At 61.4% G+C, this 13,490-nt stretch carries 13 protein-coding genes; 8 read left to right on the forward strand and 5 right to left on the reverse strand.

Translation table 11 applies throughout. The annotated features are described in order from the left end of the window. Nucleotides 1–71: 71 nt before the first annotated feature. The gene (potA, locus tag ASE94_RS12675) at nucleotides 72–1,226 is read right to left on the reverse strand and encodes a polyamine ABC transporter ATP-binding protein (RefSeq protein WP_062630685.1); all 1,155 of its coding nucleotides are present in this window, start codon (nucleotides 1,224–1,226) and stop codon (nucleotides 72–74) included. A 58-nt stretch (nucleotides 1,227–1,284) separates the two neighbouring features. After that, complete coding sequence (locus ASE94_RS12680) at nucleotides 1,285–2,391, reverse strand: polyamine ABC transporter substrate-binding protein (protein ID WP_200913650.1); 1,107 nt, start codon at nucleotides 2,389–2,391, stop codon at nucleotides 1,285–1,287. A 412-nt stretch (nucleotides 2,392–2,803) separates the two neighbouring features. Here ASE94_RS12680 and ASE94_RS12685 point away from each other — a divergent pair, with 412 nt between their 5' ends. From ASE94_RS12685 to ASE94_RS12700, 4 genes are all read left to right on the forward strand, one after another. Next, the gene (locus ASE94_RS12685; RefSeq protein ID WP_062630718.1) at nucleotides 2,804–3,751 is read left to right on the forward strand and encodes a pseudouridine-5'-phosphate glycosidase; all 948 of its coding nucleotides are present in this window, start codon (nucleotides 2,804–2,806) and stop codon (nucleotides 3,749–3,751) included. After that, entirely contained in the window at nucleotides 3,748–4,632 is an 885-nt protein-coding gene (locus ASE94_RS12690) for a PfkB family carbohydrate kinase (RefSeq protein WP_062630687.1), read from the forward strand. Before ASE94_RS12685 ends, ASE94_RS12690 begins: the two co-directional genes overlap by 4 nt. Nucleotides 4,633–4,698: 66 nt before the next feature. Beyond that, nucleotides 4,699–5,190, forward strand: coding sequence for a hypothetical protein (locus ASE94_RS12695; protein WP_062630688.1), 492 nt, complete (start codon nucleotides 4,699–4,701; stop codon nucleotides 5,188–5,190). Between the two features lie 134 nt (nucleotides 5,191–5,324). Next, nucleotides 5,325–6,293: a zinc-binding dehydrogenase gene (locus ASE94_RS12700; protein ID WP_062630689.1), complete on the forward strand. Its 969-nt coding sequence runs from the start codon at nucleotides 5,325–5,327 to the stop codon at nucleotides 6,291–6,293. Between the two features lie 79 nt (nucleotides 6,294–6,372). Here ASE94_RS12700 and ASE94_RS12705 read toward each other — a convergent pair whose 3' ends face one another. From ASE94_RS12705 to ASE94_RS12715, 3 genes are all read right to left on the reverse strand, one after another. Beyond that, nucleotides 6,373–7,287 (reverse strand): hypothetical protein, encoded by a 915-nt coding sequence (locus ASE94_RS12705; protein ID WP_062630690.1) that lies wholly within the window; start codon nucleotides 7,285–7,287, stop codon nucleotides 6,373–6,375. 28 nt (nucleotides 7,288–7,315) lie between these two features. Continuing rightward, nucleotides 7,316–8,149 (reverse strand): hypothetical protein, encoded by an 834-nt coding sequence (locus ASE94_RS12710; protein ID WP_062630691.1) that lies wholly within the window; start codon nucleotides 8,147–8,149, stop codon nucleotides 7,316–7,318. Between the two features lie 155 nt (nucleotides 8,150–8,304). Further along, nucleotides 8,305–9,618, reverse strand: a complete 1,314-nt coding sequence (locus ASE94_RS12715; RefSeq protein WP_062630719.1) for an NAD(P)H-dependent oxidoreductase — start codon at nucleotides 9,616–9,618, stop codon at nucleotides 8,305–8,307. Between the two features lie 151 nt (nucleotides 9,619–9,769). Here ASE94_RS12715 and ASE94_RS12720 point away from each other — a divergent pair, with 151 nt between their 5' ends. The 4 genes from ASE94_RS12720 to ASE94_RS12735 all read left to right on the forward strand — a co-directional run bounded on the left by ASE94_RS12720 (nucleotide 9,770) and on the right by ASE94_RS12735 (nucleotide 13,355). After that, nucleotides 9,770–10,060 (forward strand): STAS domain-containing protein, encoded by a 291-nt coding sequence (locus ASE94_RS12720; protein ID WP_061908249.1) that lies wholly within the window; start codon nucleotides 9,770–9,772, stop codon nucleotides 10,058–10,060. After that, on the forward strand, nucleotides 10,057–10,422 hold the full coding sequence (locus tag ASE94_RS12725; RefSeq protein WP_061908248.1) for a response regulator: 366 nt from the start codon (nucleotides 10,057–10,059) through the stop codon (nucleotides 10,420–10,422). The genes ASE94_RS12720 and ASE94_RS12725 overlap by 4 nt, the downstream gene beginning before the upstream one ends. A 31-nt stretch (nucleotides 10,423–10,453) precedes the next feature. Then, entirely contained in the window at nucleotides 10,454–12,757 is a 2,304-nt protein-coding gene (locus ASE94_RS12730) for a chemotaxis protein CheA (RefSeq protein WP_062630692.1), read from the forward strand. Nucleotides 12,758–12,866: 109 nt separating this feature from the next. Continuing rightward, complete coding sequence (locus ASE94_RS12735) at nucleotides 12,867–13,355, forward strand: chemotaxis protein CheW (protein ID WP_061908246.1); 489 nt, start codon at nucleotides 12,867–12,869, stop codon at nucleotides 13,353–13,355. The last annotated feature ends 135 nt before the right edge of the window (nucleotides 13,356–13,490 follow it).

Consider the following 13,490-nt stretch of genomic DNA (forward strand, 5'->3'; position numbering starts at 1 on the left):
CTCACCCGGCGCTATGCGCCGACCTCTCCCCCGAAGGGAGAGGTGGCCTTCGGCCATGTGGCACAAAATGGTCATACCGTGAGCACCGAGCCGGAGCTGTCGCCCCAGGTGACGTAGACTTTTTCTTCCCAGGTGATGGCGTCTGGGTTGCCGCGGACGGAGTTGGTTTGGCTGACGCGGATGCGTTTGCCGCTTTCGAGGGCGACTTGGTAGAGCGAGATATCGCCGAGATAGGCGATTTCTTCGACGACGCCGGAGGTGACGTTGGCGTCGTGGAGCGCTTCGGGCTTTTCGCGGCTCAGGGACATTTTTTCGGGGCGGATGGCCCACCAGAGGAGCTGGTCGGGGGCGCAATCGACGCCGTGGCCGACATAGATGTCGCAGCCGAGTTCGGCTGAGCGGATGCGGACATGGCCCGGCTCATCCTCGGTGACGACGCCTTCGACCATATTGGCCGAGCCGATGAAATTGGCGACGAAGCGGGAATTGGGGAATTCGTAGATGTCGGTGGGCTCGCCGATCATGGCGATTTCGCCCTGATTCATGACGCCGATGCGCGTTGCGAGCGTCATCGCCTCTTCCTGGTCGTGGGTGACGACGATGAAGGTAACGCCAAGACTTTCCTGGATTTTCACCAGTTCGAACTGGGTTTCTTCGCGCAGCTTCTTGTCGAGCGCGCCAAGGGGTTCGTCGAGGAGGAGGAGTTTGGGACGCTTGGCAAGTGCGCGGGCGAGGGCGACGCGCTGGCGCTGACCGCCGGATAGCTGATGGGGGCGGCGGCGGCCATAGTCCTGGAGCTTGACGAGGCTCAGGAGCTCGGCGACGCGATCGGCAATCTCGCCTTTGGGCAGATGATCGCGCTTGAGGCCATAGGCAATGTTCTGCTCGACAGACATATGCGGGAAGAGAGCATAGGACTGGAACATCATGTTCACGGGACGATTATAGGGCGCGACATTGGTCATGTCCTGGCCATCGATCTCGATGGTGCCCGAGGTCGGGGTTTCAAAACCCGCCAGCATGCGCAGCAAGGTCGACTTGCCCGAGCCCGAACCGCCGAGGAGGCAGAACAGTTCGGAGCGGTAGATATCGAGCGAGACGTCGTTGACCGCAGAGACGTCGCCGAATTTCTTCGTGACGTTCTTGATGCGCACGAAAGGCTTATGGTTTGCGGTATCGCGCCATGGACGCGTATCGACTGCAAGCTGCTGCGGCTTCTTGGCCATGGCTGACTCTACGAAAAAGAGTGAAGGGGCGACCCGGATGGATCGCCCCAACTTAAAATTACTGGCCCGTTTTGATGCGGGTCCAGGTTCGGGTCAAGACCTCTTCGAATTCAGGCGAATGGGCCTTCATGGTAAAGCCCTTGGCGAGGGTTTCGGCCGAGGGGTAGATCGAGGGATTGGACTTGACGTCTTCGTTCACGAATTCCAGCGAGGCCGGGTTGGGGTTGGCGTAAAACACCGTGTTGGTGATGTCGGCAACGACCTTGGGCTCGAGGATATAATTGATGAACTTCATGGCATTGCCCGGATGGGGCGCATCAGCCGGGATGGCGAGGAAGTCATAAAGGGTCGGCGCGCCTTCCTCGGGGATGAGGTAGGCAATCTCGGTGCCTTCGGCGGCAGCGTCCGCGGCGATGAACATGTCGCCGGAATAGCCCATGGCGAGGCAGATTTCGCCATTGCCCAGATCGTCGATGTATTGCGACGAATGGAAATAGCGGATCGAGGGCTTGATGGAGTTGAGGAGCTCCTCGGCCTTGGCGAGGTCTTCTTCGCTTTCCGAGTTGGGATCGAGGCCGAGATAGTGAAGCGCGGCGCCGATGACTTCGGAGGGGCTATCCATCACGGCAACGCCGCAGGAGGCGAGCTTGCTGACGGTGGCTGGATCAAAAAGAATGTCCCAGCTCGTCGGTGCTGCATCGGTCCCGAGGGCTTCGGCGACCTTGGCCTTGTTGTAACCGAGGCCGATGGTGTTCTGCATATAGGGAATGCCATGGGCATTGTCGGGATCGAGCGCTGCGGCTGCTTCCATGGCGGCGGGATCGAGATTGCCGATATTGGTGAGCTGGGCCTTGTCGAGCGGCAGGATCAGGCCGGCCTTGATCTGGCGTTCAAGGAAATTGCCCGAGGGGACGACGATGTCATAGCCGGAATTGCCGGCGAGAAGCTTGGCATCGACGATCTCGTTATTGTCGTAGACGTCGTAATTGACCTTGATGCCAGTCTGCGCCTCGAAATTGGCGATGGTATCTTCGGCTATATAATCGGACCAATTATAGACGTTGAGGACCGGCTCTTCCTGCGCAAGGGCAGGGCTTGCGGCCAGAAGGGCGCCAAAGGCGAGGGCGAGCGTCTTGTTCATAACCTCAAAGCTCCTGATGGAAATTCGATTAAAGGCATTGGCCCAGGGCAGGGCGGTGTTGCGCCGCAAGCGGCAGGCGTCGCGGGGAAAACCGCGTTCAAGCCCGAGGGCTCATCTTGGAGTGCTCGCGGCGGAAACGGACGGCAAATCGGGATGCGTTAGGAGGGGGCGCCCAAGGGCACCCGGGAGTGTCGCTGCGATCGGCCCATTGAGGGGCGAATATCGAGGCGCAAGGCGCGCGCCATCAACAAATGACCTGGTCAGCGAAGTGCCCTTTCCCGCTCGGATAAGGGGCAAACTAAAGCCATTTTCCTAGGGCGACAAGACGCACCAACAGAAGTTTTTATCCGGCTTGACCGCAAAAAGCGGCAAGCGCAAAAGCTCGTTTCAAACCGGCAGGGACAGCACCTGCCTCAACCTTTTTCAGGGGGCACCGATGACCGGCAAGGCCTATCTCTCGATTTCGGCAGACGTGAAGGCCGCGCTTGCCGCCGGCAAAGCGGTCGTGGCGCTTGAATCCACCATCATCACCCATGGCATGCCCTATCCGCAGAACCTCGCCATGGCCAAGGAAGTGGAAGATGTGGTGCGGTCAACCGGCGCAACGCCGGCGACCATCACCATCATGGATGGGCGGCTTTGTGTTGGCGTTTCGGGCGAAGATCTCGAGCGCCTGGCGCAGGAAGGCCACAAGGCGGCGAAAGCCAGCCGGCGCGACGTGGCGGCACTGCTCGCCAATGGGGTGATGGCAGGCACGACCGTTGCGACAACGATGCAGATCGCGGCGCTGGCCGGGATCAAGGTTTTTGCGACCGGCGGTATCGGTGGCGTCCATCGCGGGGCCGAGGATAGCTTTGATATTTCGGCCGATCTTGAAGAGCTGGGGCGGACGCCGGTGGCGGTGGTTTGCGCGGGCGCCAAGTCGATCCTCGATATCGCCAAGACACTCGAAGTGCTCGAAACCAATGGCGTGCCGGTGCTGGGTTTCGGCACCGAGCATTTTCCGGCGTTCTGGGCGCGGGAGAGCGGCTTTGGTGTCGATCACCGCTTCGACGATGCCGAGGGTGTCGCCAAGATGCTGGCGATCCAGGGGGATCTCGACATGGGCGGCGTTCTAATTGCCAATCCGATCCCAGAGGAAAACGCCTGGGAGGCGAGCGCCATCGAAGGCTTTATTGCTGAGGCGCTGGCGGATGCCGAGGCCCAGGGGATCAAGGGCAAGGCGACGACGCCTTTCCTCCTGCAGCGGATTTTCGAATTGACCGAAGGCAAGTCGCTCGTTTCCAACATTGCGCTCGTCAAGAACAATGCGCGGGTGGCCGGCGAGATCGCCGTGGCGCTGGCCAAGGTGCAGGCCGGCAAAGCGCCCGTTCGCCGCGCATGAGCAAACGCGTTCTCGTCGTCGGCGATGTGATGACCGACGTCATCGTGCAGCCCGAGGGGCCGGTGGTGATCGGCTCGGACCGGCGCGCGGCGATCGAGACGCGGCCAGGCGGGTCGGGCGCCAATCAGGCGGTGTGGCTCGGGGCAGCGGGGGTCGAGGTGGCCTTTGCGGCGCGGGTCGGCATGGTCGACAAGGCCAGCCACGAGGGCCGGTTTCGGCTGCGCGGGGTGACGCCATGCCTTTCGGGCGACGAGAAACTGCATTCGGGCATGCTGGTGACGCTTGTCGATCCGAGCGGAGAGCGCAGTTTTCTCACCGATCGCGGGGCCAATCTCAATCTTTCGGCCGAGGATCTGCCGGATAGTCTGCTCGACAATACCGGGCTGGTGCTCGTTTCGGGGTATAGCTTTTTTGCGCCGGGGCCGCGGGCGGCGGTGCAATCGCTGCTTTCGCGAGCGCGGCGGCGGGGGACGGCAGTCGCCATCGATCCGGCTTCGATCGGGTTTCTGGGTGAAGTTGGGCCGTCCGTGTTTTTAGACTGGGTCGGCAAGGCGGATTGGATCTTTGCCAATGGCGACGAGGCGGCCATGCTGACTGGAACGGAGGACCTGACGCTGCAGATGGAGCGGCTCGGGGCGCAGTTCGAGCGGGTCGTCATCAAGCGCGGGCGGGATGGCGCGGCGCTGGGTGGGGCCGGGGGCATGGTTATGAGCCTGCCGGCGCCGACGGTCGATGTGGTGGATTCGACGGGCGCCGGCGATGCCTTTGCGGCCGGGTTTATCGCCGAACTCATGGCGGGGCGCGATCTCTCGGCATGTCTGGCGCGCGGAATTGAAAACGGGGCCAAAGCTGTGCAATTTGTTGGCGGACAACCTCGTTAGCATTTTGCCGTCTTTTCTCCACTTTGGGTCGCGACACCTGTGGCCCGAGCATGGAGGACTTTTGTAATGCTGAAAAAAATGATCATCGCCAGTCTGTTGGTGGCGGCTGGGGTGCAGCAGGCAGCGGCGGATGGCAAGGTCTATGTCAAGCTGCCCGATCTCTCGTCCTATACCGACCATCGGGCGGAAGAATTTCTGACCGAAGTGGTGCTGGCCAATGTGGTGTCGTCCAATTGCGCGGGGTTTGAGATCACCGATGCCGAGTGGTCACTCCTAACGGATTCGGCCGATATTCTGGCCTATGGCCAGCTCAAGCTCAGCACCGACGACTATGACAGTTATTTCTATAAGCCGGCTTTCGATGCGCTTGATAAGCCTGGGACCTGCGAAGAAAAGGGTCCGGGGGTCGAGCAGGTGTTGAGCGAACTCGTGGCCCAGGGTGGATCGCGCGATCCGCTGCCGGACCAGGAAAAGGCTTATGAAGAATGGCGCGCCTATATGGATGCGCTTGAATCAGGCGCCAGCACCCCGGCGCCGACAAAGACCAAGACCAAGTAGTTGTAACGGCCCGCGAGAAATTTGCGGGCCTTGCCCTTTCGACACAGACGAGCCATGCGCACTACAAATAGGCGCACTGGTTGACGTTAACGGCAATTAGCCTATGTGAACCACTTAACTGAAAGGAACTCGCGATGAAGCGTGCGGTCTATTCCCAATTTGGCACCCCCGAAACCGTTCTCAAGTTTGAAGAGGCGGAGCGACCGCAGCCGGGCGAGGGGCAGGTTCTGGTCAAGATGGTCCTTTCGCCCATCCATAACCACGACCTCATGACCATTGCGGGCCAATATGGCTTCAAGCCGCCGCTGCCGGCCGTGCCGGGCACCGAGGCCGTTGGGATCGTCGAGGCGCTGGGCGCGGGCGTAACCAATTTGAAGGTGGGTCAGCGCGTGGCGGGCGGTGCCGAGCAGACCTGGGCCGAATTCTATACTGCCAATGCCGCGCGGCTCGTGCCAGTGCCCGATAGCGTCAGCGACGAGACTGCGTGCCAGCTCGTGGCCATGCCGCTCTCGACCAAGATGCTGCTCGATACGCTGGACGTGAAAGAAGGCGACTGGATCGCCATCAACGCCGCCAACGGTGCTGTGGGCAAGCTGCTCGCCCAGTATGGCGCGGAAAAGGGCGTCAAGGTTTTGGGGCTCTTGCGTCGCGCTGCGGCAGTCGATGAATTGGCCAAGACCGGCTTTACGACCGTCGTCGCGACCGAAGGCGCCGATTGGCGCGAGAAGGTGCGGGCGATGACCGGTGGCGCACCGATCGTGCGCGGCATTGAATCGCTCGGCGGCGACGGCGCCAATGAACTTTCGAGCATTCTGGCCGATGGTGCCCAGCTGGTCAGCTTCGGCGCGATGACCAATACGCCGCTCAAGATTTCGGCGGGCGAATTGCTCTTCCGCAATATCACGGTTAAGGGTTTTTGGGGCGCCAAGCCGCCAGTGAAGCCTGAGCGGGTTGGCGTGCTGCTCGGCGAACTGATCAAGGACGCAGCCGAGGGCAAATTGGTCCTTGGTATCGAGGCGGCCTATACGATCGATCAGGTGGCCGAGGCCGCCAAGGCGAGCGGTGAACCCGGCCGCAAGGGCAAGATCGCCATCAAGCCCTGAACGCAGAGACCCCGCCCATGAGGCGGGGTTTTTTGGCTTTAGCTAAATGTCTTTAGACCTTTCGCCCCTGGGCTGGATACTATTCTTCTGGAGTGTGCGTTACGGTAAGCTCGGTGGTGGCGAGCAGTCCAAGGAGCTCGCTGATGTCGGACGGCTGCAGGGATACAAAGGGAATAGGTGGATCGGCGCGGAGCTGGACCGTGTAGTCGCCAGTAGGCTTGGGGAAGCTTTCGACGAAGTCGCGGAGGGCGGCTTTGGAGTTGTTGGAGACGCTGTCGCCAGGAAGGCTGTCGATCAAGGTGACCGCGACTTTCTGATAACTCGCGACGAGTGCGCGAGGGTCGCCGTCATCAGGTAGCATGCCAAGAAGTGCAGGGCTGACCAAGCTGGCGAAAAAGCTTGCGTCTTCAACGCTGAATATCAATTGCTCGATCCCGCCGGGCAATGCTTCGAGCTTGTCGAGGTGCTCCTGGGTCAAAGCCACATCCGATGCCATGGCGGCCATGGTAATTGCGCTGCCATCGCGTGTCCGAACGCCCAAATCGGCCAGGTTTAGCGCGCCGGTGTCGCGGTCCCAACGATAGGCAAGATGAAGGTCAAGTGGCTCGGACTGGGTTTCGATGATGTAATCGTTGAGCGCACTGCCAGTCTCGGGCGCAAGAACGAAACCCGTGACGCTGATATCGAGTTCGGTGGGCAGGATGAAACCGCCTACAGCGTTCTTTAAGTCGACATCGCCGGTAAACAGCTCTGGTGATCGGACGATGGCCTCGTCAATCCGGTAGCGGATGTAACTGCCGAAGCTGACGTAAAACTGGGTAATGCTGCAAGCGCCGTCCCCGTCTTGAAAACGCGTCTTTTTTGTCGCCTCGATGAAGCCGAGTGCTTTGGCGAGATCGGCGCAGGGGCCGGAAACCGGAGTTTGAGGCGTCTGCGCCTGCGCGACAGGAGCAAAGAAAGAAATCGCGGCGGCGAGGGCAAGAACAAAACGCATTGGCGCTCCGGTTAACAGTTCGTTGAGTCTATCGCTTGGCAGCGGTCGCCGAAATTATACTGTCTTTCGGAAGTCGCCCAGCAAACTGCGCGAAGTTTGCTGCAGCGAGGTCCTTGATGGCAAGACCGGTTTGGCTCTCGAAGCTAAAAGTCCAGTCGCCGATGAGATCGGGGATGGCGGTGAGGAAGCGGACGAGCGATTCGGCGCTCACTGTGGAGAGCCGGCGCTCGGGCCAGGCGCGAATGATGGTCGACATTGCGATGACGTCGTCCTCGCTCGGCAGGCCCGTGATGGGCTGGAGGCTGAGAAGAAGAAGCGCGCCGAGGCCGCTGTCATGGAGGGAAATGTCGAGACTGTGGATGATGCCGCCCTGGTTTTCGAGCAGCGGCGAGCCGAGATCGGTGTTGTCGAATTGGGAAAAGCGGGCGCTGACGGTGAAGGCCCCGAGGGGGCCGGCATCGAAATGCAGGCGCTCGATATTGGCGGTGAGCGCCTCGGGATCAGTGTCGTAGACGAGGCGGAGGTTGGTCTTGTAGCCGGGTAGGACGCTGAAGCCGTTGAGGGTCAGGTCGGCGGCTTCGAAAACGTCGCCGGTCGGCCAGACCGCGAGCAGATCCGGGCTACGGATGATCATCTCGTCGATGTCGGCGGTGACATGGGTGTCGAGGGCAAACCCGATTTGGGTGAAACGGCAGCCGTCTTCGAGGTCTTCGATTTCGGTCTGCGGCGTCCGCTCGATGTCGCCGCGGGCGGACTTGAGGAGGGCGCGGCAATCTTTCAGCGGCGCAGGCACTTGTTGGGCGTGGATAGGGGCGGATGCGAGAAGGGTGGTCGCGATCAGGCCGGCCAGAAATCGCTGCATATCTTTGCCCCGTCTCGGAAATCCTCTCGGCACATACCGGGAGAAGCGCGGCGAGAATGGGGCAGTTTTTGGTTTTTTGCCCCCGCTATTCGAGCGTCGCTCTCATGGACTTCCAGCCTTAAATCGCTCCACCGGAGCGATTTACCTTCGGACGGCTAGAAGCCCAGCATCTTGTCCTGCGCCTGGCGCAACGCGAAGAGACGCGTCGATGTGTCGGGCTGGCTGTTGGCCGTGGTGAGAAGATCGCCCTTTTTAACCGGTGCCGTGACCACCCCGCCTTCGAGGAGGCCGACGGGGAGGGCGCCCTTGGCGCGGGCGTCGGCTGATGTCATGGCGTAGGAGCGGTAGCAGGTCTCGCCGATCGCATCGAGCGGTTCGCCCGGGAGAAGATCGCGCTTGGCGACGGCGCAGACTTCGGCGACCGGGCGCGGCAGCGGCACCATGTCGGGCTTGCCAGTGAGCATGATCCGCGCGCAGGTCAGCGGCACTTCAAGGCTCGTCAGGTGATAGGGGCGGAAGAACGCATAATAGGGCCCGTGGCCGATATGGAGATCGTCCATGCGCTCGATGATGCGCGGATGCTCGGCCTTGACGATGACGAAGACGCCGGGGGCGACGCCCTTGCCGATGGTGAAATCGACGACGCCCGAGGAATTGAGAATGCCGCCATCGGCCTTGGGGATCAGCACCTTGGCCATGTCGTCGCGATCGGCCTTGGGGCCGTGCATGCCCGGAATATCGGGCATCAGACCCGTGGCATTGGCGATAGCGGTCATTTCGACGGCAGTTTTCGAGCCATCGACGAATTCGACCAGCATGCGCGGGTTCATGTTCCGGCGGATGGCTTCCTCGCGGTAATCGTCGGGGACGGCGTCATGCTTGAGCGGATTGTTCTTGCCTTTGCCGGCGGCGACGATGTCGAGTCCGAGAGCGGAAACGAATTCGATCAGCTCCATGCAGGACGAGGGTTCGTCGCCCGCGCCGACGGAATAGACAACGCCGAGGCGATCGGCCTGTGCCTTGAGATAAGGCCCGATGGTGACGTCGGCTTCGACATTCATCATCACGAGATGCTTGCCATGCTCCATGGCCGTGAGATCGAAATCGGCGGCGACGCCGGGCTTACCGGTCGCGTCGATGACGACGTCGATATTTGGCGTGGTGACAAGGGTTTCCGCCGAGGTGATGGCGATCTTGCCCTGCTCGATTGCGGCGGTTGCGGCGCTTGGCGTATCGACGACCTTGCCATGGCTTTCGTCGCCATAAGCGATGGTCATGGCGGCAAGGGCGGTGTGCGGACGGCGCGTGGCGATCGCCGCCATTTCGACGCCCTTCATCAGGCTCATCTGGGTGACGAGATCGGTGCCCATTTCGCCAGAGCCGATGACGCCGACGCGGATCGGCTTGCCGGCTTCGGCGCGGGCGGCGAGATCACGGGCGAGCCCGGTCAGGGCGATTTTGCTGGTCATGGCGTGGAGCGTCCGGTTGGTCGGGGTCTGGTTACAGGCAGTCGCCTGCCGCATCAAGCGCAGCGTCGCGTCAGGTGTTTCCCTGATTAGCACTTCTTAAACCGTTCCAGTCGATTATGGCGCTGGAGAGAAATCCGGGGGCAAGCCAAGAATGGCACAACAGGAAGCAAGCGCGGTCACCTTGCCAGAGGTCATCGACCTCGATGCATTGGACGCTATTCGCGACAAGCTGATCGATGCCGTTGAAGATGGCCCGGTAACCGTCGTCGCCAGCTCTGTGCAGCGCGTCGCCACCAATGGTCTGCTGATGCTGATCAGCGCAGCCGAGACCGCCCGCCGGAACCACAATGAATTCGCTGTTGAAGCGCCAAGTGCTGCCATGTTGGCCGCCATCGAACGGCTTGGCCTCGGCACACAGTTTTCCGGGATGATGAAGCCATGACCTTGCGCGTACTGACCGTGGATGATTCGAGAACCATCCTCGCCATGCTGCACCACACGCTGAGCAATGCCGGCTTCGAGGTGCTGCAGGCCGAAGACGGCAAGCAGGGGCTCGACGTCTTGATGAGCCACAATGTCGATGTGGTGATCACCGACATCAACATGCCCGTCATGGACGGCATCGAGTTCATCAAGAATGTGCGCGCTTCTGGCCAGTACCAGAGCCTGCCGATCCTGATCCTCACCACCGAAACCAGCCAGGACAAGCGCGATCAGGGCAAGGCCGCGGGCGGCACCGGCTGGATCGTCAAGCCTTTCGACCCCGACAAGCTGATCAGCGTCATCAACCGCGTGGTCCACTAACACACTACCTCCCGAAGGCTGGTACGCCGCCATGAGCGACCTCGACGACTTTAAGGCCACCTATTTCGACGAATGTTCCGAGCTCATGAACGAGCTTGAAGAGCAGTTTGCCGCCATCGAGAGCGGGGAGCGGGATGCGGATCGGCTCAATGCCGTGTTCCGCGCTATTCACTCCATCAAGGGTGGCGCCGGCGCTTTCGGGTTCTCCGGCCTTGTGGGCTTTGCCCATGCCTATGAAACCCTGCTCGATTATGTGCGCGACGGTCGCGTCGAGATGACCGACGATGTGGTTACGCTCTGCATCCGCGCCAATGACATCGTTGCCGATTTCATCAACGCCGCCCAGACCGGCGAAGAACTCGCAGCCGATTATGGCGCCGAGGAAAAGCAGCGCTTCGACGCCATCGCCCGCGGCCAGCGCGGTGACGAGGACGAGTGGAGCGGCGAGATCATCGAGGAATTCGATATCGAATTCACTCCGGTGCGCGTCGAACTCGCCGTCGAATCCGAGCCTGAAGTAGTCGTCGAGGCTGTGGCTGAATCCGAGGCCGATACGTTTGACGCCCCCCCTATGCCGGCCGAGCCGGGTCATTGGGAAGTGCGCTTCACGCCGTTCCGCCAGCTCTATTCACGCGCCAATGATCCGCTGCTGCTGTTCCGCGAGCTCGGTGCGCTCGGCGAGATCAACGTCAAGGCGATCCTTTCTGAAGTGCCGCCGCTGAGCGATTTCGAGCCGTTCGGGGTCTATTGCTCCTGGGAGATCTCGCTGTTTGCGCCGGATCTGACGGAAGCTGCGATCCGCGAAGTCTTTGAATTCGTCGATGGCGATTGCCGCATCGAGGTCGTGCCGCTTGGCCAGGCTGCGGCACCAGCCGCAAAGCCCGCTGCTGCGCCCAAGCCGGTTGCAGCCGCGCCTGTCGCTCCGGCAAAGGCAGAAAACTTGCTGGCGCTGACGGAAGACGAAGTCGTCGACGCGCCGGCGAAGCCCGCTGCTGCCCCGGTTGTCGAAGAAGAAGCCGGTCTCAGCTTTGCCGATCTCGCGAGCGAAATCGTTGCTGCTGCGCCGCCGAAGATTGTTGCGGCGCCGACACCAAAGCCTGCTGCGCCCAAGCCTGCTTCTGCCGAAGGCGGCGAAGAAGGTGGCAATCGCAGCGTTGGCGTGCAGTCCATCCGCGTCGATCTCGATAAGGTCGACCGCGTGGTGAACATGGTCTCCGAACTCGTGATCACCCAATCGATGCTGACCCAGCAGATGGATGAGAACCTGCGCGCCCGCTATACCGAACTGGTGCGCGGCCTCGAAGTTCTGGCCCAGACCACCCGCGGGCTGCAGGACTCGGTCATGGCGATCCGTGCGCAGCCGGTCAAATCGGTCTTTAGCCGCATGCCGCGTCTCGTGCGTGAACTTGCGACCAAGACCGGCAAGAAGATCAAGCTCGAAACGATCGGTGAGAACACCGAAATCGACAAGACCGTCATCGAGCAATTGTCCGATCCGCTGACCCACATGATCCGCAACTCGGCCGACCACGGAATCGAGGATCCGGAAAAGCGCAAGTCGCGCGGCAAGTCCGAAATCGGCACCATCCGTCTTTCGGCCGAACAGGCTGGCGGCAATATTCTGATCATCGTCGAAGACGACGGCAACGGCATCAACCGCGAACGCGTGTTGCAGCTTGCCCGCGACAAGGGTCTCGTTGCGCCAGACATCACTCCGACAGACGAGCAGATCGACCAATTGATCTTTGCCCCGGGTTTCTCGACGGCAGAAGCAGTCAGCGACATTTCCGGCCGCGGCGTCGGCATGGACGTGGTGCTCTCCAACATCAAGAAGATCGGTGGCTCCGTCCACGTCCGCTCCTGGACCGGCAAGGGCTCGCGCGTCACGCTCCGCCTGCCGCTGACGCTGGCCGTGCTCGACGTCATGCTCGTCAAGGTCGGCGAGTCGCCCTACGTCGTGCCGCTCTCCTCGATCGTCGAGACCATGCAGTGTTCGGGCGCAACCTTTGAACGCGTGCCGTCCGGTGGCCAGGTGCTGCAGGTGCGTGGGGAATATGTGCAGGTCATCGATGTGGCCCAGCGCTTCAACATGCACTCGACCAAAGCCGCCGACGAACGCTTCGTCGTCCTCTGCGAAAGCGAGGGCAGCCAGAAGGTGGCGCTTGTGGTCGACGACATCATCGGTCAGCAGCAGGTCGTCATCAAGTCGCTCGAAGAAAACTTCGAGCAGGTCGAAGGCATTGCCGGCGGCACGATCCTTGGCGACGGCAATGTCGCGCTGATCGTCGACGTGCAGGGTCTGCGCACCACCATGATCCATCAGAACGCGGCCTAGTTGGGCCAAGTGACCCGGCCCTGTTGGGCCGAGCCAAACGAGTAAAAAGCGGCCGCGAGCCGCCTTGAGTGAGTAGCCGACCTTTCGAGGCGGCAGAAAGGCCAAGAGAATGGAAGCGCTTAGCCTCCGCGAAGAGAATGGCGACAAGTCGGGCGTCGTCGGCGCCAACACGCTGCAGCTCATCGCCTTTTCAATAGGCGAGCAGACCTATGGGGTGGAAATCACCACGGTGCGCGAAATCCGCGCCTGGAACGGTGCGACCCCGCTGCCGAACACCCGCGAATTTGTGCGCGGCGTGATCAACCTGCGCGGCACCATCGTGCCGATCTTCGACCTCCGCGCCCGCTTCGGCGATGGCCAGACCTCGCCCACCAAGAACCATGTCGTCGTGGTGATGAGCGTGGGCGACAAATGGGTCGGCATCCTCGTCGACGCCGTCAGCGACATTCTCACGGTCAACCGCGAAGAGATCCACAATGTGCCGGAAGGCAACGCGATCGACACCGAACTGCTCAACGGCATCGTCACCCACGAAAGCCGCATGGTCGGCCTGATCGACCTCCACGCCGTGGTCACGGGCGCCAAGCTCGACGGCTAGGTTTTTGGATTTTCGGATTTTGAAGGGGCGCCGCGAGGTGCCCTTTTTGGATTTGGGGGGTATGTCGGAACGGGGTGGTTTCCGGACTGGCAGCTTCCGGTTCTTGCCATTATGAACCGGACATGGCAGCCACTC

Origin of the sequence: Devosia sp. Leaf64 (assembly GCF_001421945.1) — a bacterium.
Lineage (GTDB): Bacteria > Pseudomonadota > Alphaproteobacteria > Rhizobiales > Devosiaceae > Devosia.